The organism is Lysinibacillus sp. FSL K6-0232, from assembly GCF_038008325.1.
In the GTDB taxonomy this organism is placed as follows: domain Bacteria; phylum Bacillota; class Bacilli; order Bacillales_A; family Planococcaceae; genus Lysinibacillus.
The window spans coordinates 2,779,903-2,800,675 of record NZ_JBBOYW010000001.1 but is presented as its reverse complement, the minus strand read 5'-3'; the positions used below and the strand labels follow the sequence as shown (position 1 = coordinate 2,800,675).

Below are 20,773 nucleotides of genomic sequence, written 5' to 3'. Positions count from 1 at the left end.
AAGAGTGAAACGAGATAAGCCAAAATATAAGCAAATTATTGATGCAGCTGTCATCGTTATTGCAGAAAATGGGTATCACCAAGCGCAAGTATCGAAAATCGCCAAACAGGCAGGGGTGGCCGACGGAACAATCTATTTATATTTTAAAAATAAAGAAGATATATTAATTTCTGTCTTTAATGAAAAAATGGCTGTTTTTGTAGAGTCATTACAAGATATAATAGAAAATGGAAGTTCATCGAGAGATAAACTTTCTCGAATGATTGAAAATCATTTTAAGGTTCTAGCGACAGATCGATACCTAGCAACTGTCACGCAGTTAGAGCTTCGCCAATCAAATAAAGACTTACGACTAAAAATTAATGCAGTATTACGCGAGTATTTACAGCTACTGGATCAAATTTTAATCGAAGGTATGCTTTCAGGTGAGCTTAATCAGACGATGGATGTACGCTTGGCACGTCAAATGGTTTTTGGCACAATTGACGAAACTATTACAACGTGGGTTATGAATGACTATCGATATGATTTACTGGAACAAGTTCCAAAGGTTCAGGCATTAATCTTGAACGGTATTAAAGCTTAAAAGGATGTGGAGAAATGGAATTTCTAAGTTGGAAAGTGGAAGATGGCGTAGCGATTATTACAATTGCACGTCCGCCAGCAAATGCATTATCTCGCGGAATCATTACAGAAGTAAATGATGTATTAGATGCTGTTGAAAATGATGACGCTGTAAGAGTTCTTGTCCTTCATGGTGAAGGCCGTTTCTTCTCTGCTGGCGCAGATATTAAAGAATTTACTGAGGTAAGCTCTGGAGAAGAGTTTACAAAGCTAGCAAGTAATGGTCAGCAAGTGTTTGAGCGTGTTGAAACATTCTCTAAGCCTGTCATTGCAGCTATTCATGGCGCAGCATTAGGCGGTGGACTTGAATTGGCAATGAGCTGTCATATGCGCTTTGTGACAGAATCCGCAAAGCTAGGTTTACCTGAGCTACAATTAGGGCTTATTCCTGGCTTTGGTGGTACACAGCGCTTACCACGCTATGTTGGTGTAGCAAAGGCGGCTGAGATGATGTTTACAAGCGAACCAATCTCTGGTGCTGAGGCTGTGCAATGGGGCTTAGCGAACCGTGCATTTTCAGATGAAGCATTAATAGATGAAACATTAACGATTGCTAAGAAAATTGCTAAGAAAAGTCCAGTAGCATTAAAAGCAGCTATTCAAACATTGCAATATGCAAAGCATGCTTCATTCTATGAAGGCATCGAAGCAGAGGCAAAATCCTTTGGCACAGTATTTGTCACAGAGGATGCAAAAGAAGGCATACAAGCGTTTATTGAAAAACGTGAGCCTGTATTTACTGGTAAATAAAATTCCCAATGTCGATAGCTATACATATGTTATCGATGTTATTGAAACTAAAAATATATAATATTTATAAGTTTACTTAGAATTATAAAACGTTCCAGGAGGTATGGATATATGAATATTTTTGCATTAATTAAACGTACGTTTGATACAGAAGAAAAAATCGTTGTGTCGGGTGGCAAAATTCAAGAGGATGGTGCAGAATTCATTATTAACCCTTATGATGAGTATGCCATTGAAGAGGCAATCCAAGTGCGTGATGCTGCTGGTGGTAAAGTAACGGTTGTCACAATTGGCGGCGAGGATGCAGAGAAGCAATTACGTACAGCGCTTGCTATGGGTGCAGATGAAGCAGTGCTTATTAATACAGAAGATGACTTAGACGAATTAGACCAAAATGCAGCTGCTTATCTTTTAGCTGAATATTTAAAAGATAAAGATGCTGATTTAATTTTAACAGGAAATGTTGCGATTGATGGTGGTTCTGGTCAAGTAGGTCCGCGTGTTGCTGACCTATTAGATATTAACTATGTAACAACAATTACAAATCTTGAAATTGATGGTACAACTGCAAAAATTGTACGTGATATTGAGGGGGACTCAGAGGTAATTGAAACAACTTTACCACTTTTAGTAACAGCTCAACAAGGTTTAAATGAGCCGCGTTATCCATCTCTACCAGGTATTATGAAAGCGAAAAAGAAACCGCTTGCAGAGCTTGAGCTAGATGATTTAGATATCGATGAAGACGATGTAGAAGTAAAGATTGAAACAGTAGATATTTTCCTACCTGCTCAAAAGGCAGCAGGACGCATTTTGGAAGGTGATCTTTCTGCACAAGTAAAAGAGCTGGTAAATCTACTTCATACAGAAGCAAAAGTCGTGTAACGAATAAAAGCGATCAATCGAATCTTAAAGGGTAACGGAGGGAATATGCTATGTCAAAAAAAGTATTAGTATTAAGTGAAGTTCGTGAAGGAAGCTTACGTAATGTTTCATTTGAAGCCATTGCAGCTGCAAAGCAAATCGCTGATGGTGGTGAAGTTGTTGGCGTATTATTAGGGGATGCAGTAGCAGATTTAACAGGTCCATTATTTGAATACGGTGCAGATCGTGTTATTACAGTGGAGCACCCACATTTAAAACAATATACATCTGATGGCTATAGCCAAGCATTATTAGCTGTTATTGAACAAGAAAAACCGGAGGGAATTGTCTTTGGTCATACAGCGAATGGGAAAGATTTATCACCAAAAATTGCGAGTAAATTACAAGCAGGTCTTGTATCGGATGTGACAGCTATTGAAGGTGCTGGCGATGATGCTGTCTTTATTCGCCCAATCTACTCTGGTAAAGCTTTCGAAAAAGTGAAAGTAAAAGATGGCGTTGTATTGGCATCCATTCGTCCAAACAATATTACACCACTCGAAAAAGTAGCAGGTAAAACAGGTGATGTTTCTGCTGTGACTGTAGATATTACAAACCTACGCACAATTATTAAAGAGGTTGTTCGTAAATCGTCAGAAGGGGTTGACTTATCAGAGGCGAAAGTAGTTGTTGCTGGGGGTCGTGGTGTAAAATCTGAAGAAGGCTTTGAGCCATTAAAAGAACTTGCAGATTTACTTGGTGGTGCAGTTGGTGCATCACGTGGTGCATGTGACGCTGAGTATTGCGACTATTCACTACAAATCGGTCAAACTGGTAAAGTTGTAACACCTGATCTTTATATTGCAGCAGGTATTTCTGGGGCTATTCAGCATTTAGCTGGTATGTCTAACTCTAAAGTAATTGTTGCCATCAATAAAGACCCAGAGGCGAATATTTTCAAAGTAGCTGATTATGGTATTGTAGGCGATTTATTTGAAGTGATTCCGCTTCTAATTGAAGAATTTAAAGCATTAAAAGTAAATGCTTAAATAGTAGGGCTGAGGAAGCTAATTCCTCAGCTTTTTATATGACTACGGAAAGCTTGATATAGCATGAATAAGCGATAGAAGGGTAAAAAATACATTCTAGGCAGATTGTTCGCTCAAGTGAATTTATCCATGCTATACTACAAGCATAGTAAGTTTAAGGAGGATTTCAAATGGCAATTGTACACGCAACGGACGCTACGTTCCAAGATGATATTAAAGAGGGGTTAGTGCTAGTAGACTTTTGGGCTGCTTGGTGTGGACCATGTAAAATGATCGGACCAGTTCTTGAAGAAATGGACGCTGAAGGAAGCGCAGCTAAAATTGTAAAAGTGGATGTAGACAACAACCAAGGCACAGCAGCACAATATCAAATTATGTCCATCCCATCTTTACTATTATTTAAAGATGGCGAATTAGTTGATAAAACTGTAGGCTTCCAACCTAAAGAAGCACTAGAAGCATTTATCGCAAAACATGCGTAAGCAATGAAATTTACAAAAGTCGAACCATCTATAGATGTGTTCGGCTTTTTTTCGTTATAATAATATCATAAATAGAAATTTTAGGAGATGGGGGCAGGTAGGCAATGAATGATTTAATAAAACGTAAGCTTGAAATTTTACCAGATCAGCCTGGCTGCTATTTGATGAAGGATCGACAGGGGATCATTATTTATGTGGGGAAAGCCAAAATATTAAAAAATCGTGTGCGCTCCTATTTTACAGGTACACATGAGGGGAAAACGCAACGACTTGTTGGTGAAATTGAGGATTTTGAGTATATTGTGACATCCTCTAATATTGAAGCACTTATTTTAGAGCTAAATCTTATTAAATTACATGACCCTAAGTACAATGTCATGCTAACAGATGATAAAACATATCCCTATTTAAAAATTACCAATGAAAAATATCCTCGCCTTCTAACAACACGTAAAGTAAAAAAAGATAAGGCGAAATATTTTGGTCCTTATCCAAATGCCTATGCAGCAAATGAAACAAAAAAGCTTCTAGATCGTCTATATCCGCTACGAAAATGTGTGCAATTGCCATCTAAAGTTTGCTTATATTATCATATGAACCAATGTTTAGCACCGTGCGTCAAAGATATTGAGCAGCAAGTTTATCAAGAGATGATTGAGGATATAACGAAGTTTTTAAATGGCGGTGTTGAGGCTGTTAAAAAGGAGCTTGAAGTGAAAATGCTGGCAGCTGCTGAAAATTTAGAGTTTGAGCGAGCAAAGGAGTTTCGGGATCAAATCGCACATATTGAAACGGTGATGCAAAAACAAAAAATTGTGTCAAATGATACAACAAATCGTGATATATTCGGCTATGCCGTTGAAAAAGGCTGGATGTGTGTTCAGGTGTTCTTTGTGCGACAAGGCAAGCTTATTGAGCGTGATGTTTCGATTTTCCCAATTTATCAAGAAGCAGAGGAGGAATTTTTAACATTTGTTGGACGTTTTTATGAAAAGCCTGAACATATTAAGCCAAAGGAGATTTTTATTCCACAGGCAATTGATGCAGCTATTTTAACAGAGCTATTAGCGATCAAAGTATTAACACCAAAGCGAGGACAAAAAAAGGAACTTGTTGATCTTGCCACTAAAAATGCTGAAATTGCAGTGGCAGCAAAATTCCAGCTCATTGAACGGCAGGAAGAGCGAACAATTGGTGCATGTGAGGCACTTGGAGAAGCAATGGGCATCTCTGCGCCCCTGCGCATTGAAGCTTTTGATAATAGCCATATGCATGGAGCTGATGCGGTTTCTGCAATGGTTGTATTTGTCGATGGCAAACCTGCTAAAAAGGAATATCGTAAATATAAAACACGTACAGCTGCCAAACATGATGACTATGGTGCAATGCAAGAGGTGATACGTCGACGCTATACACGCGTTTTAAAGGAAGGCTTACCGCTCCCAGATTTAGTATTAATTGATGGTGGGAAGGGGCAAATGGAAGTGGCTCGCGAAGTATTAGAGGATGAGCTTGGACTTGTTATACCGATTGCAGGTTTAGCAAAGGATGATAAACATAATACATCACAGTTGTTGTTTGGCGATCCCCCAGAAGTAATTGCCCTAAAGCGTACAAGCGATGGCTTTTACTTGCTACAGCGTATTCAAGATGAGGTACACCGCTTTGCCATTACTTTCCTGCGTCAGCAGCATGAGAAGCATGCTATCCAGTCTGTGCTTGATCATATTGAGGGTGTAGGTCCAAAACGAAAACAGCAATTGTTAAAGCATTTTGGCTCAGTAAAAAAAATTCGTGAGGCTAGTGAACTTGCCTTACAGGAGGCTGGAATGCCAGCTCATCTAGCAAGCAATATCTATGCCTATTTTCAGCAACAGTCATTGTCAAAGGAATAAACATATGCTAAGGTTATGAATACAAAGGCTAGACAAATTAAATACTTCACTATTTAAGTGATGATAGAGGTGCAAGGTTCAAAAGTAACACGATTGAGGATGAACAAATCCAAGGACATTGTGTGAAAGGGGAGCTTGCCGAAGTATAGCATTGTTGTTTCCAGTGCTGTACTGGTTTTGCATTTAAGAGATGTAAGACTGTCGATTCTAAACGTTTCGGAGAGCTATCACACATGCACAAGTTACGTTTATTGTACATGTTATCAGCAGCTTTCACGTTATGTGAAAGCTGCTTTTAGTTTTCTGGAGAAACAGAGAGGGGAATACAAATGGCTAGAATTGTGATGAAATGTGGAGGAGCTATTTTAGCTTCCACTGAACAAATTCAAGAAATGGCTCAAAGAGCTATTGCAGAAAAGGATAGAGGGCTAGATGTGATTGTTGTAGTTGCTGGCATAGGGCAATCTGCAAATGAGATAAAAAGAATGGTGCAGCATTTAACAGATGAGGTATCAAAGCGAGAGCTAGCTGTACTTATGTCAACATGCTCGCAGCAGTCAAGTGCCTTATTGGCTATTACACTACAGGAAGCAGGATATGGTGCGGTGTCATTAACAGGGTGGCAAGCAGGTATTCATACAGATCGTATATATAGTCATGCACGTATCGATTATTTAGATGTTAGTCGTATCGAAGAGCATTTTACACAAGGCAGTATTGTGGTTGTTGCTGGTGAGCAAGGCATTGACGATATGAATAATATAACAACGCTTGGCAAAGGGGGAGCTGAAACAACTGCTGTAGCGCTAGCTGTAGCATTGAAAGCAGAGCGTGTTGATATTTATACAGATGTTGATGGTGTTTATACAGCAGACCCTCGTTATGTAGCAAAGGCTCAGCAGCTACAGGAAATTTCCTATGATGAAATGCTAGAGCTAGCCAATTTAGGATCACAAGTTATTCATCCACGTGCGATAGAGTTGGCAAAGAAATTTCAAATGCCTGTAATTATACGTGCTAGTTCGGGGCAATCAGTAGGCACTTTATTGAAGGAGGAAGTTGAGATGGAGAAAAATTTAGTTGTTCGTGGTGTGGCCTTTGAGTCAGATATTATTCGTTTAACAGTTGGCTATGATACATATTCTGATGCTTCGTTAGCTGATATTTTTACAGTGCTTGCGGAAAATCATATTAATGTAGATATTATTGTTCAAGCCATTATTGATGGAGTGAAGCCGACTGTGTCATTCTCGATTTTAAAAGAGGAGTTTGCAGACGCATTACGTGTTTTAGAGGATAGCAAATTATCGCTAGGCTTTAACTTTGCAGACTTTGAGATTGGATTAGCGAAAGTATCCATCATTGGCTCAGGTATGGCATCTAATCCCGGTGTTGCTGCACGTATGTTTGATCGCTTACGTTGTGAAAATATCCCAGTTAAAATGGTAAGCACATCTGAAATTAAAGTATCTGTTGTTGTACCACAGGATGAGATGATTCGTGCAGCAAATGCATTGCATGATGAATTTAATTTAGAGCAAACGATTTATATATAATGAGGCGTGTTAATAGACCTTTGTTTCACAGACTTTGCCTTACCATAATCAATAGATGAATATCTTCTATAATAATAGTAGAAACTGTAATAAAAAAGGGGAAATCTCATATTCATCAGAGATTTCCTCTTTTTGTCACTTTGCAGATATGATATGTTCCTTAGCATCCCATTTTACTGTAAACATAACATATTGTTGCTTCTCACGCTTTTCATCATAGCATTCTGTTAACAAGCCCTTTTCGAGCTGAATTTGTTCAGCTATAAATCCTGCCTCAAGTCTAAAGCTGCGCTGCTTCATTTGCAGTAGTTCGGGGTCATTTGTCAATTGAAAAATGCGCCCATCCTTTGATTCCTTGATAAGCTCTAATGTACCCCAACAGGCATCTGTGAAAAATGCGATTAATTCGCCTTGTGTTTTACAGGGAAACTTGCGTGCAAGGTCTTTACCAGCCCAATAAAGGACATCATCTTCATGTTTACCAAGGATAGCAGATAAAATATGATCGCGAATAATTTCATAGCCAAATGCTGAGATTGTAGGAGATGGAGTGTTTAACATTAGTATCCTTCTTTCTTAGAATTTTCTTAAAACTCAATGTCGATAATGTAAAAATAGATTTTTCGAGAAAAAACAACGCATTATGTACTAGATTAATTCTTTAATAAGCGCTATGAAAAACGCCAAGCAACCTTGACGCTTGTAGCTCTTGAGAGTACAATAAACATGTCATAATATTGTACCATGATGAAATACACAGTCAATGAAGTATCATTTACAAAATGATGACTTCTTTTGTTGTGCTATTTTAAGTACTAAGGGGGGTAATAGTCTTGTCGAAAGATCGAGAGTTTTTATGGCGCCGCTTACATTCTCTACTTGGGGTCATTCCAGTAGGTTTGTTCTTGGTGTTCCACTTGTCATTGAACTTCACTGCTGTTGGCGGTGAACAGTCTTACAATGATGCAACAGGAGTTATGGAGTTAGTTCCTCACTCACTACTGCTGCTAATTGAATGGGTTGTGATTTATATCCCATTGCTATTCCATGCATTCTATGGTGTGTATATTGCATTCACGGCTACACCAAACACAGGACGTTTTAGTACATACCGTAACTGGATGTTCTCTTTACAACGTTTCACTGGTGTATTTTTAGTGATTTTCATTGCATGGCATATCTTCCAAACGCGTATTCAAAAGGCGCTTGGTGCTGATGTTAACTTTAACATGATGGAAGAAATCGTTGCTAATCCATTTATGCTTGGATTCTACATTGTTGGTATTCTATCAGCAACTTTCCACTTATCAAACGGTTTATGGGCATTCCTAGTAAGCTGGGGTATTACACAATCTCCTCAGTCTCAAAAGATTGCTACTTACGTAACAAACATTATTTTCGTAATTCTAAGTGTCGTTGGTGTGGCTGCTATTCTAGCATTCGTTTAATTGAATAAGAAGCTATAGTAGAAGAGCACATGCAATCATTGCAATTTTTTAAGAGGAGTGAGAAATAATCATGGCGAAAAGCAAAATAATTGTTGTCGGCGGTGGTCTTGCCGGTCTGATGGCAACGATTAAAGCAGCTGAAGTTGGTACTGAAGTTGATTTATTCTCATTAGTTCCTGTAAAACGCTCACACTCTGTTTGTGCGCAAGGCGGAATTAATGGTGCGGTAAATACTAAAGGTGAAGGGGATTCTCCATGGATCCACTTTGATGATACAGTTTATGGTGGGGACTTCCTAGCGAACCAACCACCAGTTAAAGGTATGTGTGATGCAGCACCTGGCATTATCCACTTAATGGATCGTATGGGTGTTATGTTCAACCGTACACCAGAAGGACTTTTAGATTTCCGTCGTTTTGGTGGTACTTTAATGCACCGTACAGCTTTCTCTGGTGCAACAACAGGTCAACAATTACTATATGCGCTAGATGAGCAAGTTCGTTCTCATGAAGTAGCTGGTTTAGTAAATAAATATGAACATTGGGAATTCCTTGGTGTTATTATCGATGAAGACGGCGTTTGTCGTGGTATCGTAGCGCAAGATATGCGTACAGAGGAAATTAAATCATTCCGTGCAGACGCTGTTATTATGGCGACTGGTGGCCCTGGTATTATCTTCGGTAAAACAACAAACTCTGTTATTAACACAGGCTCTGCTGCTTCTATCGTTTATCAACAAGGTGCTTCATATGCGAATGGTGAATTCATTCAAATTCACCCAACAGCGATTCCTGGAGATGACAAAAACCGTCTAATGTCAGAATCAGCTCGTGGTGAAGGTGGTCGTATTTGGACTTATAAAGACGGTAAACCTTGGTACTTCTTAGAAGAGAAATACCCAGCTTATGGTAACTTAGTACCACGTGATATTGCGACACGTGAAATTTTCGACGTTTGTGTAAACCAAAAACTTGGTATCAATGGCGAAAACATGGTATACCTAGATCTTTCACATAAAGATCCACATGAATTGGACGTTAAACTTGGTGGTATCATCGAAATCTACGAAAAATTCGTAGGGGATGACCCACGTAAATTACCAATGAAAATTTTCCCAGCAGTTCACTATTCAATGGGTGGATTATGGGTTGACTACAATCAAATGACTGAAATTCCTGGTCTATTTGCAGCAGGTGAATGTGATTACTCTCAACATGGTGCAAACCGTCTTGGTGCAAACTCATTATTATCTGCTATCTACGGTGGTATGGTTGCAGGACCAAACGCAGTAGACTATGTAAAAGGTCTTAAAAAGCATGCTGAAGATCTTCCACAAGAGATTTACGATGCTCGTGTAAAAGAGGAACAAGCGAAATGGGATGCTATCATGAAAATGGAAGGCACAGAAAACGCTTACTTACTGCATAAAGAGCTTGGTGAAATGATGACTGCTACAATGACTGTAGTACGTTACAATGATCAGCTTGAAGATACATTGAAAAAACTTGATGAGCTTACTGAGCGTTGGAACAACATCAACATCAATGATACGCAAAAATGGAGCAATCAAGGCGCACACTTTACACGTCAGCTTAAAAATATGTTAGTGCTTGCAAAAGTAATGACAAAAGGTGCACTATTACGTAATGAATCTCGTGGTGCACACTATAAACCTGATTTCCCTAACCGTGATGATGAGAACTTCTTAAAAACAACAATGGCGAAGTTTGACCCAGCTACTGGTAATCCAATCATCACGTACCAAGAAGTCGACGTTTCATTAATCCCACCACGTAAACGCGACTACTCTGCGAAAGGAGACTAAAAGTTATGCAAATCGCAGCTAATACTGGAAGAATGGTCAAAGTGGAAATCTTACGTCAAGATACACAAGGCGGCAATAGCTACTGGCAAAAATTCCAAGTGCCTTACCGTCATGGTATGAACGTAATTTCAATTTTAATGGAAATTCAAAAAAATCCTGTTACTGAAGATGGTGTAAACACATCACCAGTATCATGGGATATGAACTGTTTAGAAGAAGTTTGTGGTGCATGTTCAATGGTGATCAATGGCCGTCCACGTCAATCATGTTCTACACTAGTAGACCAATTGACAGAGCCGATTAAATTGGAGCCAATGAAAACATTCCCTGTTATTCGTGACCTACAGGTTGACCGTGAACGTATGTTCAACGCGCTTAAAAAAGTTAAAGCATGGGTGCCAATCGATGGTACGTATGATTTAGGTGAAGGTCCACGTATGCCAGAAGGTAAACGTCAATGGGCTTATGAATTATCTAAATGTATGACTTGTGGTGTATGTATGGAAGCATGTCCAAACGTGTCTGAAAAAGCTTCATTCATCGGACCAGCTCCATTATCACAAGTACGTCTTTTCAACACTCACCCAACTGGTGCTATGATTAAAGATGAACGTTTAAATGCGATTATGGGTGATGGTGGTCTTGCAAACTGCGGTAACTCTCAAAACTGTGTAGCTGCATGTCCAAAAGGTATTCCTTTAACAACATCCATCGCTTCATTAAACCGTGCAACTACAGTGCAAATGTTCCGTAACTTCTTCGGTTCTGACCACTTTGTGGACTAATAATGGACAACCTAAACTTCCTTATACATTATGTATAAGGGAGTTTTCATGTTTTTTCTATCATAATATAGTGTTTTCTTTTATAATGAATATGTATTCATTTACTATTTGCCATTAGCTATCAATGAAAAGTAGTTGCTAAAATTGGCAAATAAAATAATAGGGGATGGTGTTCACATGAAAGCAAGCTATATTGGAAACTTTCAAGAGTGGGTAAAGGACTTTTCATTTTATTCGGAAGTGCGTGTACGCTTTTCAGAAACAGATATGTTTGGGCATATGAATAATACGGTGAGCTTTATTTATTTTGAGCAAGCAAGGACAGACTATCTTCGTCATTTAGGGGTGTCAATACCTGTAACAACAGGACAGAATACACAAAGCATTCCAATAGTAGCTGATTTACAATGCGACTATATAAAGCAAGTTTTCTTTAATGATGTGTTACGAATTTACACGAAAATTGCAAAAGTCGGCAATTCATCATTGGATATTCATTATTTAGCGAAAAATCAAAAGGATGAAATTTGCTTTACAGGTCGTGGTACACTTGTTCAAATTGATGCGAAGACAGGCAAAAGTGTACCTCTTTCGGAAGAGGAAAAAGTACGCCTCGTCAACCTATCAACCATTTCACACTAATTATAAAGTTAAATTTATAGTAGCGGGCTGTGCAAAAATGAAATTCTTTTTGCACAGCTTTCTTTTTATGCTAAATGAAATTGCCTTTGTGATTGTCACAATTAATTGTGATAACCTTTACTTTTAAAAAAGCCAAGCCTATGGAAGATTTTTTTCTTTTAATAAAATGGAAATAATTGTTTTAGTGACTGTCTGTAATGAATTTTATCCCGTATTAACGGGAGCCCCACATCCAAATAATGAGTAGAAACGCAATAGCTAAGTGGGGATCACCAGCCTGTAAAAACCCGATTGGTGAAACTACCAATCAGTGGGGATAAGGATTTCCCCACTGATTGAAGGTTCACTTTATATGCAATTTTTGAATAAGAAAACACAATTTCTGAAATTTTTAAGGAAACATGTAATATTCATGCAAATAGCCGTCACCGCTCCACGCTCCTTAACATAAGTTACAATACGTGCGGGGGAGGAGGGTGTAACTGAATGAATGGCTCTCATCATCGTTCTCTTTTAACAAACCGAGAACGTGAAATATTTGCGCTTTTATTAGCTGAAAAAACAACGAGAGATATTGCAGAGCAGCTTGGTATTAGTGAAAAAACAGTGCGTAATCACATTTCCAATACAATTCAAAAGCTAGGTGTAACGAATCGATCTCAGGCGTTGATTGAGCTGTTACGCTTGGAAGAATTTAAATTAGACTAATGGACACTTGCTATTTCGTGAAAAAAACGACAAAATAGAACTATTCAACGTATTTTTAGGAGTGAAATAGTTATATGTCGAATGAAGTAACAAAGCACTCACCTGAAACCGTTGCAACGGTTGAGAAGGAATTACGCTATATAGCGGCCATCGTAAAGCAAAAAGGACGAGAAATCGTTTCCGATTATGCGATTACACCGCCACAATTTGTTGCATTACAGTGGTTAGAAGAGCTTGGTGATATGACAATTGGCGAATTATCAAACCGTTTATACTTAGCTTTTAGCACAACAACAGATTTAGTAGACCGAATGGAGAAAAATGAATTAGTAAAGCGTGTGCGCGATGAAAATGATCGACGTGTTGTTGTTGTTCATCTTCTCGAAAAGGGCGAACGCATTATCCAAGAGGTTATCGAAAAAAGGCAGCGATATTTGCAGGAGAAACTTGTTGGTTTTACTGAACAAGAAGTCGCACAATTATCAAGTTATTTAGAAAAACTACATGTACACATGAAACAGGATTGAGGCGGAAGGTATGAATGCCCCGATAGGCGTTATTGATTCAGGAGTAGGCGGTTTAACCGTAGCAAAAGAAATTATGAAACGATTGCCAAATGAAACAATCTATTATATTGGCGATACAGCAAGATGTCCATATGGTCCAAGAAGTCGTCAGGAAGTACGAAATTTTACTTGGCAAATGGCGAAAGCACTTGAAAAAATGAATATTAAGATGCTCGTTATTGCTTGTAATACAGCGACTGCAGTAGCACTCGAAAGCTTACAAAGAAATATGCCTTTTCCAGTACTAGGTGTTATTAATGCTGGCGCACGTGCAGCTGTAAAGAAAACGAAGCGACATGAAGTCGTTGTGCTTGCAACAGAAGGAACCATTAAAAGTGGGGCGTATGAGGAAGCCTTATTATCATTAAATACGTCCACACATATTATTCCACTAGCTTGTCCCACATTTGTCCCACTCGTAGAAAGTGGAGAATACAAAGGTGACTTTGCGAATAAATTAATTGCGGAAGGCTTAAGACCACTAAAAAATCAACATTTTGATACAGTTATTTTAGGATGTACACATTATCCGATCCTACAAAAACAAATTGAAGCTGTTGTCGGAGAAGATGTCCATGTTTTATCTTCTGCGGAGGAAACAGCAAAGGATGTTCAAGAAATGTTAGCGTATAATGGCACTTTGGCAGATGCTGATGCAGTGCCTGCTCATAAATTTTTTGCAACAGGTTCTGTGCCAATCTTTCGCTCTATCGCTGAAAATTGGTTAGAGAGAGGCACTCTCGATATTAAACGTATTACATTAAAATAAAAAATCAGCTTAGCAATTGGGCTAGGCTGATTTTTGCCGTTTTTAGCATGCTATCATAACTGCTTTTCTAAGTGGAATAAATTATGATAAGATGAGTGCGCGAAAGTTTTTAGGAGGAAAATATATGACAAGATTTGATGAAAGACAAGCAGATGTACTACGACCTGTAGCAATCGATAGCGAGTATCTATTACACCCAGAAGGTTCCGTATTAATTCAGGTAGGCAATACAAAAGTAATTTGTACAGCAACAATAGAAGAAAAAGTACCAGGCTTTTTACGTGGGCAAGGAAAAGGATGGATTACAGCGGAATATTCAATGCTTCCTAGGGCAACAGCTCAGCGTACACCACGCGAGTCTTCTCGTGGCAAGGTTAATGGACGAACAATGGAGATTCAACGCTTAATTGGCCGCGCATTGCGTGCTGTTGTTGATTTAGAGGCACTTGGTGAGCGTACTGTATGGATTGACTGTGATGTCATTCAAGCAGACGGCGGCACTCGTACAGCCTCCATTACAGGCGCATTTGTCGCAATGACACAGGCAATAGCTAAGCTGGCTGAAGAAAAGCCATTTGCTATCTTCCCAGTAACAGACTTTTTAGCAGCTACAAGTGTAGGGATTGTAGAAGAACAGGGTGCTATTTTAGATTTGAACTATGTAGAAGATGTTGACGCTGCTGTTGATATGAATATTGTTATGACAGGTACGGGACGCTTTGTGGAATTACAAGGCACAGGTGAGGAAGCAACATTTTCTCGTGAAGAATTAAATGATTTGTTAGCATTAGGTGAAAAGGGCATTCAGCAATTAATTGAATACCAAAAAGCGGCACTTGGTGAGCTAGCAATGATGGTGGGAGGCAATCAGTAAAATGAAACAAGTAGTGATCGCAACAAAAAATAAAGGAAAAGCACAAGATTTCGAAGCATTATTTGGTCCACTTGGCTATAAGGTGGTCACAATGTTTGAAGCCGCACCAGACATGGAAATAGAAGAAACAGGTACAACCTTCGAGGAAAATGCTATTTTAAAGGCAGAAGCACTAGCAAGAGAGCTTGGTACAATTGTCATTGCTGATGATAGCGGCTTAGCAGTGGATGCCCTAAATGGTGCGCCAGGCGTGTACTCTGCACGCTACGCGGGCGACCATGATGATGAAGCAAATATGACAAAGCTATTAGAAAACCTACAAGGGGTAGAGGATGCCAAACGTACAGCGCGTTTTTGCTGCTGTATTGCGATTGCAGGCCCAGACTTTGAAACAACAACAGTTTTTGGTACATGTGAGGGTGTAATTGCGCATGAGAAACGTGGAACAAATGGCTTTGGCTATGACCCAATCTTTTTTGTACCAAGCTTAAACCGTATGATGGCTGAGCTGACACCAGCGGAAAAAGGAGCTATTTCGCATCGTGGCAATGCGATTCGCAAGCTGAAGGAGCAATTGCCGAATCTTATAAAGTAAGAGGTGAGTCGATGAAAATATTAGTTATGAGCGATACCCATGGTGATAGCCATGTGATTGATAAAGTGAGAGGCTTTTATCCAAATATTGATATGCTAATACATTGTGGTGATAGTGAACTTCCTTTTTCACATCCAGCATTAGCAGGCATGAAAAAAGTGCGGGGAAACTGCGACCATGATGAAGCCTTCCCAAAAGAAGAAGTGTTTACTGCTAGGGATGTAACGATTTTTGCTACACACGGTCATTTATTCAATGTGAAAAGCTCTATGCTAGCATTAGCCTATCGCGCAAAAGAGGTAGGCGCACAGCTTGTATGTTTTGGTCACTCCCATACCCTGGGTGCCGAAGTTATCGACAATATTTTATTTTTAAACCCTGGAAGTCTTCTAAAGCCACGCGGTCGCAAGGAAAAAAGCTTTGCGATTGTGGAAATCAGTAGCACATCTTTTAAGGTGGATTTTTGGACGGATCATCATGAGTGCCTGGCAACCCAAACATTCCCGAGATAACAAAAAGCATAAAAATTTAAATAACACCTGAATGGTTAGAGAATAATTCTACCCATTTAGGTGTTTTTTTATGACAGAAAATAGAATGATGAAAACTCTAAGATTATTTTCAGTTGAACAATAAAAAAATATATATCAAATGACATCTTACGTCTAGGCGATTTGTTAATGTAATGAGTGAGTTAGTTGTGCTAGGAAGGGAGGTGTCATTTTGGAAAAATGGGAGCAGATACACCGTGTTCTACAATTATATGACCAGCTGCGTAACGGAGAAACAATTAATAAGTCAGAAGCAGCCACAAGACTTGCGGTTAGTATGCGTACAATACAGCGGGATATTAGTAATATTCAAGAGCATTTAGCTAACTCATTTTCTGGACAAACAATAGAATATGATGCGGTTAAAAAGGGCTATGTATTAACAGAAAGTACCCCAAAAGGAATACCAGCTAAAGAAGTATTGATAATATCGAAAATTTTGTTAGAGAGCCGTGTTTTGAGTGCTGATGAGATGAAACGTATGATTGACACTTTGCTAGCACAAAGCAATACGAAAAATAGAAAAACCATTTATACCTTTGTAGGAAATGAATTGCTACATTATCGCCCTTTACAGCATAATCAACCATTAATTGATATCGTATGGGATATTGCTGAAAGTATTCAGAAAAAGAGATTTATAGAAATTATTTATGAGCGAATGGATCAGCAACAGAAGCAACATATTGTAAAACCAGTTGCTATTTTATTCTCAGAATATTATTTCTATCTTATTGCATTTATAAAAGATAGCGAGTACCATTCTCCAGTTATTTTTCGATTAGATCGTATACGGTTATTGAAACAATTGAATGAGCCATTTTCAATTGCTGAAAAAGATCGCGTTGAGGAAGGTATACTACGTCAACGTATTCAATTTATGTATTCTGGTAACTTAGTCCGTCTGCAATTTAAGTTTCGAGGTGTGACAATTACCCCTGTATTAGACCGCTTTCCAAATGGAAAAATTATCAGGACGTTAGAAGATGGCTGGCTTGTAGAAGCAGAAGTATATGGCACAACAGGCTGCATAATGTGGTTGCTAAGTCAGGGCGATAAGGTGGAAGTGACTTATCCAGTGGATTTACGAGAGCATATGAAAAAGCTTATTGAAAACATGCTATACAGCTATAAAGAGGCTTAAGAATACATAATTGAGCTAGGGATAGAATGTTAAAAATAGTATGTTTTAAATAAGTATGGATAAATTTTTTGGCGATTAATAGGAGGCTGAATAATGAAAATTTGGGTGGCAGTGTTAGCAATGATTGGTGGTTTAGCAGGATTAGCAAGTGGTTTTATTGTTACAGCTTTTGGTACAGGCTTTGGAGAAAATGATATGGCAAATGACGGTGCAACGGTCTTTTGGCTGTCTGCTCTTGCTATCTTTATGGGCTTTATTTCTTGGAAGTTTCATAAAATTGGCGGAATAATGTTAATCTTAATTGCTATCTATGGCTTTTTTACAAATGGCTTATTTTTCATAGTAGCATTTATCTTTTTAATATTAGCAGGGATATTAGCATTTCGAATTAAACAAACACCTAAAGCAGATATAACAAATGCTTAAATATTTATTGGATGAAGAGGGGACTATGAATGAAGAAACTATTAGTAGCTAGCACTATCCTATCTTTAGGATTAATTTTAAGCGGTTGTGGAGAGGACAAGATTGCTAGCTCGCAATCAGATAATGAAACGAGTGATAAGGAAGAAAAGAAGCAAGTAACGGCTTTAGCTGAAATTCAAAAACATGTAAGCACAGCATGGAAATCATACGATACGACTTATGTTCATTCAGCAGCAATTTATGAAAACAAAGGAAATGTTCCTGTTGAAATGAAGGAAACACAAATGAATTATAAAGCGACAGATGACTCAATTCTAGGAACAGAAACAATGATTTATGCTGTACCATCCGTTATTTTGCCTGGTGAAACGGCAATTATTGTAGAAACAGGATATTTAGATGGAGTTGATCCAGAGGCATTTGCTGAAACAACTTATAATTTTAGTTTTAAGGAAACAACAGAAGACCCAACGCTTATGGAGGTAAGTGGTATAAAGGGAATTGTTGGTGAATACGGCTATAAGGTAACAGGTGTTCTTAAAAATATAACAGAAGATCAGCAAGATGATATTCGCATTGCAGCAGCTTTATTGGATGCTGAAGGAAATTTATTAGGAGCTTTAGAGGGTTCTGTCGATATAGGACTTGCACCTAATGGGGAAACAGGCTTTGAATTAAGCTATCCTGATTTACCACCAAATATACAAGATAAAATTGCTACGATTGAAGTAAAGCCATATGGATGGAATTGGTAACCAATAATATATTATTCAGTAGTATATAAAATTTAATTAGATTTCAACATATAAAAATGCCGAACTATTCAATGAAACCTTCAATTTGAAGTAAAGTGTTTCAGAATTGTTCGGTTTTTCTATTATTTTTGATTTCACAATTGTTTAAGTAGTTAATTTTATCTTAGCATGATTTTATTTTCATATAAAATATACTCACACTAGTAATTTATATGATATATTTTCACTATTAGTAAATTTAGTGGGTAGGATGACATATTATGTCTAGGTATTTTGTTGCAATACATAACAAATCCACTTATCAATTTAAAGGGGATGTTTTGATGGAAAAGGAGGAACAAGTATATCGTATATTGCAATTGTATGATCGCTTTCGTAAAGGTGAAACGATTAATAAGCTAGGAATAGCTAAAAGTTTAGATGTCAATGAACGTACCGTGCAGCGGGATATTCAAAGTATACGAACGTATTTAGAAAAGTCATCTGTAACCCAATCGATTCAGTATAGTCGGGCGGAGAAAGGCTATCGCTTGGTCGGTGATAGGGAGGGACTTTCACCAAAAGGGTTGCTAACAGTAACAAAGATATTACTAGAAAGTCGTGCACTGAATACAGCTGAAATGAAAGATTTGATTGCATCACTACTAGCACAGGGCACAAAGGATGATAAACAATTTATACATTCGATTGTAGGCAATGAGTTACTTCATTATCGCCCATTGCAGCACAATCAGCCATTGCTCGATACGCTGTGGGCTATTGCGGCCAGCATTCGCAGTAAGACCGTAATAGAAATCGAATATCAACGAATGGATTATCAAAAAAAGCATCATATTGTAAAGCCAGTTGCTATTTTATTTTTAGAATATTATTTCTATTTTGATTGCCTTTATGCATGATAGTGAGCACCCATCGCCTGTTATTTTCAGAATGGATCGCATTTGTCACTTCAAATTATTAAGCAGAAAGTTTTTCTTTGCAGAAAAAGATCGCTTTGAAGAAGGAATGCTACGCCAACGTATTCAATTTATGTATGCAGGACAGCTTGAGCGTCTACAATTTATTTTTCGAGGCGTAACAATTGACTCTGTGCTGGATCGCTTCCCAAATGGGCGCATTGTCAAAACATTAGAGGATGTTGGTTAATTGAAGCGGAGATATACGGTACAACAGGCTGTATGATGTGGCTGCTTAGTCAAGGAAAAAAGATGGAGGTCATTAAACCACAAGACTTACGCACACAAATGATAGAGATGATTGATGTAATGGTAGGTTTGTATCAGGATAAGTAGGAGATGCCCTGTCAATTGTCATCTATTTTTGAATTAAAATCATAAGAAATTTTAGCATGACTGTTTGGTGTGTTGAAGAAAGTATTCATAAAAGCTATAACGCTAACAAATGTAATCTTAAAATTTTTTACTAAAAATAACAATAGGAGTTGGTCATTATGCCATTACCATTAATCCCACTAATCGTAGCAGGAGCAGCAACGGCTTCTACAGCAGTTGCAGGAAAAAAAGGATATGATTCATATAAAAATATGAAGGAAACAAAGGAATTAGCTGAACAACTGGAGAGAAAATACAAAAAAGCGCACACAGCTTTTGAAAAATCAAAAGATAATACTAATGCAACTTTCGAAGAATACGGTAAGCTAAAACTAAAGATTTTAGATGGAGTAATGAAAGAATTTATTCATGAATTTAAGAAAATTAAAAATATTAATTTCACAGATCAAACTGTAATAGACAGTCTTGTGACAACGCAAGAGGTTGAGCAGTTTGTGTTAAATATTGAAAAGCAAGTAGTGAAGGCAGGACAAGTCATGGCAGCAGGTTTAGCTTCTTTAGCGGGAGGAGGCTTAGCTGCAATGGGAGCGGTAGGTGCAACAACAACATTTGCTGCTGCATCAACAGGTACAGCTATTGCGTCATTAAGCGGTATTGCTGCACAAAATGCGACATTAGCATTTTTAGGGGGTGGCGCATTAAAGGCAGGCGGTTTGGGCATTGCAGGAGGCACAACAGTTTTAGGCGGAATTGCCTTAGCGCCAGCACTGGCAATTGGTAGTTTTATTTTTGCAGCCTCTACCGAGAAAAAGCTAGAGGACATGTATGCTAAAAAAGCAGAGGTGAATACAGAAGTTGAAAAGTTACATGCCGCATCAGAAGTAATGGATAGAATCCGTATAGCAACAGAAAGTATGCAGGAATTAGTTGAGAGTACAGAGCGATTATTTAAAGTGAATATTGACAAGATGGCAGCGATTATTAGTCGCCGAGGAGTAGACTTTAAAAGATATTCTAATGAAGAACAAAAAACAATTCATAATAATTATAAATTAGCAGTAATTATGCGTGATATTTTGAATACAACAATTTTAGATGAAGACGGAAATTTAGTACCAAATATCCAATCCGTTATCACTGCTGAACGTCAAAAGCTATCAGCATTTTAAGAGG

25 protein-coding genes and 1 riboswitch are annotated in these 20,773 nt (G+C 38.2%); of the genes, 24 read left to right on the top strand and 1 reads right to left on the bottom strand.

Annotation, left to right across the window (positions count from 1 at the left end):
• The first annotated feature begins 4 nt into the window (after positions 1-4).
• The 7 genes from MHB42_RS13670 to MHB42_RS13640 all read left to right on the top strand — a co-directional run bounded on the left by MHB42_RS13670 (position 5) and on the right by MHB42_RS13640 (position 7,220).
• Positions 5-586 carry a TetR/AcrR family transcriptional regulator gene (locus MHB42_RS13670; protein WP_340806847.1) on the top strand — a complete coding sequence of 194 codons (582 nt, stop codon included), beginning with the start codon at positions 5-7 and terminating at the stop codon, positions 584-586.
• A 14-nt stretch (positions 587-600) separates the two neighbouring features.
• Entirely contained in the window at positions 601-1,374 is a 774-nt protein-coding gene (locus MHB42_RS13665) for an enoyl-CoA hydratase (RefSeq protein WP_340806845.1), read from the top strand.
• Between the two features lie 111 nt (positions 1,375-1,485).
• Positions 1,486-2,259, top strand: coding sequence for an electron transfer flavoprotein subunit beta/FixA family protein (locus MHB42_RS13660; protein WP_340806844.1), 774 nt, complete (start codon positions 1,486-1,488; stop codon positions 2,257-2,259).
• Between the two features lie 50 nt (positions 2,260-2,309).
• Positions 2,310-3,287 carry an electron transfer flavoprotein subunit alpha/FixB family protein gene (locus MHB42_RS13655; RefSeq protein WP_340806843.1) on the top strand — a complete coding sequence of 326 codons (978 nt, stop codon included), beginning with the start codon at positions 2,310-2,312 and terminating at the stop codon, positions 3,285-3,287.
• Positions 3,288-3,457: 170 nt separating this feature from the next.
• Positions 3,458-3,769 carry a thioredoxin gene (gene trxA / locus MHB42_RS13650; protein WP_053996396.1) on the top strand — a complete coding sequence of 104 codons (312 nt, stop codon included), beginning with the start codon at positions 3,458-3,460 and terminating at the stop codon, positions 3,767-3,769.
• A 104-nt stretch (positions 3,770-3,873) separates the two neighbouring features.
• Positions 3,874-5,664, top strand: a complete 1,791-nt coding sequence (gene uvrC, locus MHB42_RS13645; RefSeq protein WP_340806841.1) for an excinuclease ABC subunit UvrC — start codon at positions 3,874-3,876, stop codon at positions 5,662-5,664.
• Positions 5,665-5,720: 56 nt separating this feature from the next.
• Positions 5,721-5,899, top strand: a riboswitch (Lysine riboswitch).
• Between the two features lie 94 nt (positions 5,900-5,993).
• Positions 5,994-7,220, top strand: coding sequence for an aspartate kinase (locus MHB42_RS13640; protein ID WP_340806840.1), 1,227 nt, complete (start codon positions 5,994-5,996; stop codon positions 7,218-7,220).
• Between the two features lie 135 nt (positions 7,221-7,355).
• Here the strand turns inward: MHB42_RS13640 and MHB42_RS13635 are convergent, their stop codons facing one another.
• Positions 7,356-7,781 (bottom strand): YslB family protein, encoded by a 426-nt coding sequence (locus MHB42_RS13635; RefSeq protein WP_340806839.1) that lies wholly within the window; start codon positions 7,779-7,781, stop codon positions 7,356-7,358.
• A gap of 272 nt (positions 7,782-8,053) precedes the next feature.
• On the opposite strand from MHB42_RS13635, the gene MHB42_RS13630 reads away from it, so the two are divergent.
• The 17 genes from MHB42_RS13630 to MHB42_RS13550 all read left to right on the top strand — a co-directional run bounded on the left by MHB42_RS13630 (position 8,054) and on the right by MHB42_RS13550 (position 20,769).
• Positions 8,054-8,668 (top strand): succinate dehydrogenase cytochrome b558 subunit, encoded by a 615-nt coding sequence (locus tag MHB42_RS13630; protein WP_340806838.1) that lies wholly within the window; start codon positions 8,054-8,056, stop codon positions 8,666-8,668.
• Between the two features lie 70 nt (positions 8,669-8,738).
• Complete coding sequence (gene sdhA, locus MHB42_RS13625) at positions 8,739-10,493, top strand: succinate dehydrogenase flavoprotein subunit (protein WP_340806837.1); 1,755 nt, start codon at positions 8,739-8,741, stop codon at positions 10,491-10,493.
• A gap of 5 nt (positions 10,494-10,498) precedes the next feature.
• Entirely contained in the window at positions 10,499-11,278 is a 780-nt protein-coding gene (sdhB, locus tag MHB42_RS13620; protein ID WP_340806834.1) for a succinate dehydrogenase iron-sulfur subunit, read from the top strand.
• Positions 11,279-11,455: 177 nt separating this feature from the next.
• On the top strand, positions 11,456-11,920 hold the full coding sequence (locus MHB42_RS13615; protein WP_340806832.1) for an acyl-CoA thioesterase: 465 nt from the start codon (positions 11,456-11,458) through the stop codon (positions 11,918-11,920).
• Between the two features lie 486 nt (positions 11,921-12,406).
• Positions 12,407-12,628: a helix-turn-helix domain-containing protein gene (locus MHB42_RS13610; RefSeq protein ID WP_004226437.1), complete on the top strand. Its 222-nt coding sequence runs from the start codon at positions 12,407-12,409 to the stop codon at positions 12,626-12,628.
• Between the two features lie 74 nt (positions 12,629-12,702).
• The gene (locus tag MHB42_RS13605) at positions 12,703-13,155 is read left to right on the top strand and encodes a MarR family winged helix-turn-helix transcriptional regulator (RefSeq protein ID WP_340806817.1); all 453 of its coding nucleotides are present in this window, start codon (positions 12,703-12,705) and stop codon (positions 13,153-13,155) included.
• A gap of 10 nt (positions 13,156-13,165) precedes the next feature.
• Positions 13,166-13,963 (top strand): glutamate racemase, encoded by a 798-nt coding sequence (gene racE / locus MHB42_RS13600; RefSeq protein WP_340806815.1) that lies wholly within the window; start codon positions 13,166-13,168, stop codon positions 13,961-13,963.
• A gap of 124 nt (positions 13,964-14,087) precedes the next feature.
• Positions 14,088-14,837, top strand: a complete 750-nt coding sequence (rph, locus tag MHB42_RS13595; RefSeq protein WP_340806814.1) for a ribonuclease PH — start codon at positions 14,088-14,090, stop codon at positions 14,835-14,837.
• Between the two features lies 1 nt (position 14,838).
• Entirely contained in the window at positions 14,839-15,432 is a 594-nt protein-coding gene (locus MHB42_RS13590) for an XTP/dITP diphosphatase (RefSeq protein ID WP_340806812.1), read from the top strand.
• An 11-nt stretch (positions 15,433-15,443) separates the two neighbouring features.
• The gene (locus MHB42_RS13585; protein ID WP_340806811.1) at positions 15,444-15,944 is read left to right on the top strand and encodes a metallophosphoesterase; all 501 of its coding nucleotides are present in this window, start codon (positions 15,444-15,446) and stop codon (positions 15,942-15,944) included.
• A 211-nt stretch (positions 15,945-16,155) separates the two neighbouring features.
• Positions 16,156-17,127: a helix-turn-helix transcriptional regulator gene (locus MHB42_RS13580; protein WP_340806810.1), complete on the top strand. Its 972-nt coding sequence runs from the start codon at positions 16,156-16,158 to the stop codon at positions 17,125-17,127.
• Positions 17,128-17,220: 93 nt separating this feature from the next.
• Positions 17,221-17,553, top strand: coding sequence for a hypothetical protein (locus tag MHB42_RS13575; RefSeq protein WP_340806809.1), 333 nt, complete (start codon positions 17,221-17,223; stop codon positions 17,551-17,553).
• A 29-nt stretch (positions 17,554-17,582) separates the two neighbouring features.
• Positions 17,583-18,308, top strand: coding sequence for an FxLYD domain-containing protein (locus MHB42_RS13570; RefSeq protein ID WP_340806807.1), 726 nt, complete (start codon positions 17,583-17,585; stop codon positions 18,306-18,308).
• A gap of 323 nt (positions 18,309-18,631) precedes the next feature.
• Entirely contained in the window at positions 18,632-19,207 is a 576-nt protein-coding gene (locus tag MHB42_RS13565) for a hypothetical protein (RefSeq protein WP_340806806.1), read from the top strand.
• 31 nt (positions 19,208-19,238) lie between these two features.
• On the top strand, positions 19,239-19,454 hold the full coding sequence (locus MHB42_RS13560) for a hypothetical protein (RefSeq protein WP_340806804.1): 216 nt from the start codon (positions 19,239-19,241) through the stop codon (positions 19,452-19,454).
• A gap of 32 nt (positions 19,455-19,486) precedes the next feature.
• Positions 19,487-19,600, top strand: coding sequence for a hypothetical protein (locus tag MHB42_RS13555; protein WP_340806803.1), 114 nt, complete (start codon positions 19,487-19,489; stop codon positions 19,598-19,600).
• Positions 19,601-19,758: 158 nt separating this feature from the next.
• Positions 19,759-20,769 (top strand): hypothetical protein, encoded by a 1,011-nt coding sequence (locus MHB42_RS13550; RefSeq protein ID WP_340806802.1) that lies wholly within the window; start codon positions 19,759-19,761, stop codon positions 20,767-20,769.
• Positions 20,770-20,773: the final 4 nt, after the last annotated feature.

What these genes read in the sequence shown, in the direction of transcription:
- MHB42_RS13665 (WP_340806845.1), top strand. Translation starts at nt 601, where the DNA reads ATGGAATTTCTAAGTTGGAAAGTGGAAGATGGCGTAGCGATTATTACA.
- MHB42_RS13660 (WP_340806844.1), top strand. Translation starts at nt 1,486, where the DNA reads ATGAATATTTTTGCATTAATTAAACGTACGTTTGATACAGAAGAAAAA.
- MHB42_RS13655 (WP_340806843.1), top strand. Translation starts at nt 2,310, where the DNA reads ATGTCAAAAAAAGTATTAGTATTAAGTGAAGTTCGTGAAGGAAGCTTA.
- trxA (WP_053996396.1), top strand. Translation starts at nt 3,458, where the DNA reads ATGGCAATTGTACACGCAACGGACGCTACGTTCCAAGATGATATTAAA.
- uvrC (WP_340806841.1), top strand. Translation starts at nt 3,874, where the DNA reads ATGAATGATTTAATAAAACGTAAGCTTGAAATTTTACCAGATCAGCCT.
- MHB42_RS13640 (WP_340806840.1), top strand. Translation starts at nt 5,994, where the DNA reads ATGGCTAGAATTGTGATGAAATGTGGAGGAGCTATTTTAGCTTCCACT.
- MHB42_RS13635 (WP_340806839.1), bottom strand. Translation starts at nt 7,781, where the DNA reads ATGTTAAACACTCCATCTCCTACAATCTCAGCATTTGGCTATGAAATT.
- sdhA (WP_340806837.1), top strand. Translation starts at nt 8,739, where the DNA reads ATGGCGAAAAGCAAAATAATTGTTGTCGGCGGTGGTCTTGCCGGTCTG.
- sdhB (WP_340806834.1), top strand. Translation starts at nt 10,499, where the DNA reads ATGCAAATCGCAGCTAATACTGGAAGAATGGTCAAAGTGGAAATCTTA.
- MHB42_RS13615 (WP_340806832.1), top strand. Translation starts at nt 11,456, where the DNA reads ATGAAAGCAAGCTATATTGGAAACTTTCAAGAGTGGGTAAAGGACTTT.
- MHB42_RS13610 (WP_004226437.1), top strand. Translation starts at nt 12,407, where the DNA reads ATGAATGGCTCTCATCATCGTTCTCTTTTAACAAACCGAGAACGTGAA.
- MHB42_RS13605 (WP_340806817.1), top strand. Translation starts at nt 12,703, where the DNA reads ATGTCGAATGAAGTAACAAAGCACTCACCTGAAACCGTTGCAACGGTT.
- racE (WP_340806815.1), top strand. Translation starts at nt 13,166, where the DNA reads ATGAATGCCCCGATAGGCGTTATTGATTCAGGAGTAGGCGGTTTAACC.
- rph (WP_340806814.1), top strand. Translation starts at nt 14,088, where the DNA reads ATGACAAGATTTGATGAAAGACAAGCAGATGTACTACGACCTGTAGCA.
- MHB42_RS13590 (WP_340806812.1), top strand. Translation starts at nt 14,839, where the DNA reads ATGAAACAAGTAGTGATCGCAACAAAAAATAAAGGAAAAGCACAAGAT.
- MHB42_RS13585 (WP_340806811.1), top strand. Translation starts at nt 15,444, where the DNA reads ATGAAAATATTAGTTATGAGCGATACCCATGGTGATAGCCATGTGATT.
- MHB42_RS13575 (WP_340806809.1), top strand. Translation starts at nt 17,221, where the DNA reads ATGAAAATTTGGGTGGCAGTGTTAGCAATGATTGGTGGTTTAGCAGGA.
- MHB42_RS13570 (WP_340806807.1), top strand. Translation starts at nt 17,583, where the DNA reads ATGAAGAAACTATTAGTAGCTAGCACTATCCTATCTTTAGGATTAATT.
- MHB42_RS13565 (WP_340806806.1), top strand. Translation starts at nt 18,632, where the DNA reads ATGGAAAAGGAGGAACAAGTATATCGTATATTGCAATTGTATGATCGC.
- MHB42_RS13560 (WP_340806804.1), top strand. Translation starts at nt 19,239, where the DNA reads ATGGATCGCATTTGTCACTTCAAATTATTAAGCAGAAAGTTTTTCTTT.
- MHB42_RS13555 (WP_340806803.1), top strand. Translation starts at nt 19,487, where the DNA reads ATGATGTGGCTGCTTAGTCAAGGAAAAAAGATGGAGGTCATTAAACCA.
- MHB42_RS13550 (WP_340806802.1), top strand. Translation starts at nt 19,759, where the DNA reads ATGCCATTACCATTAATCCCACTAATCGTAGCAGGAGCAGCAACGGCT.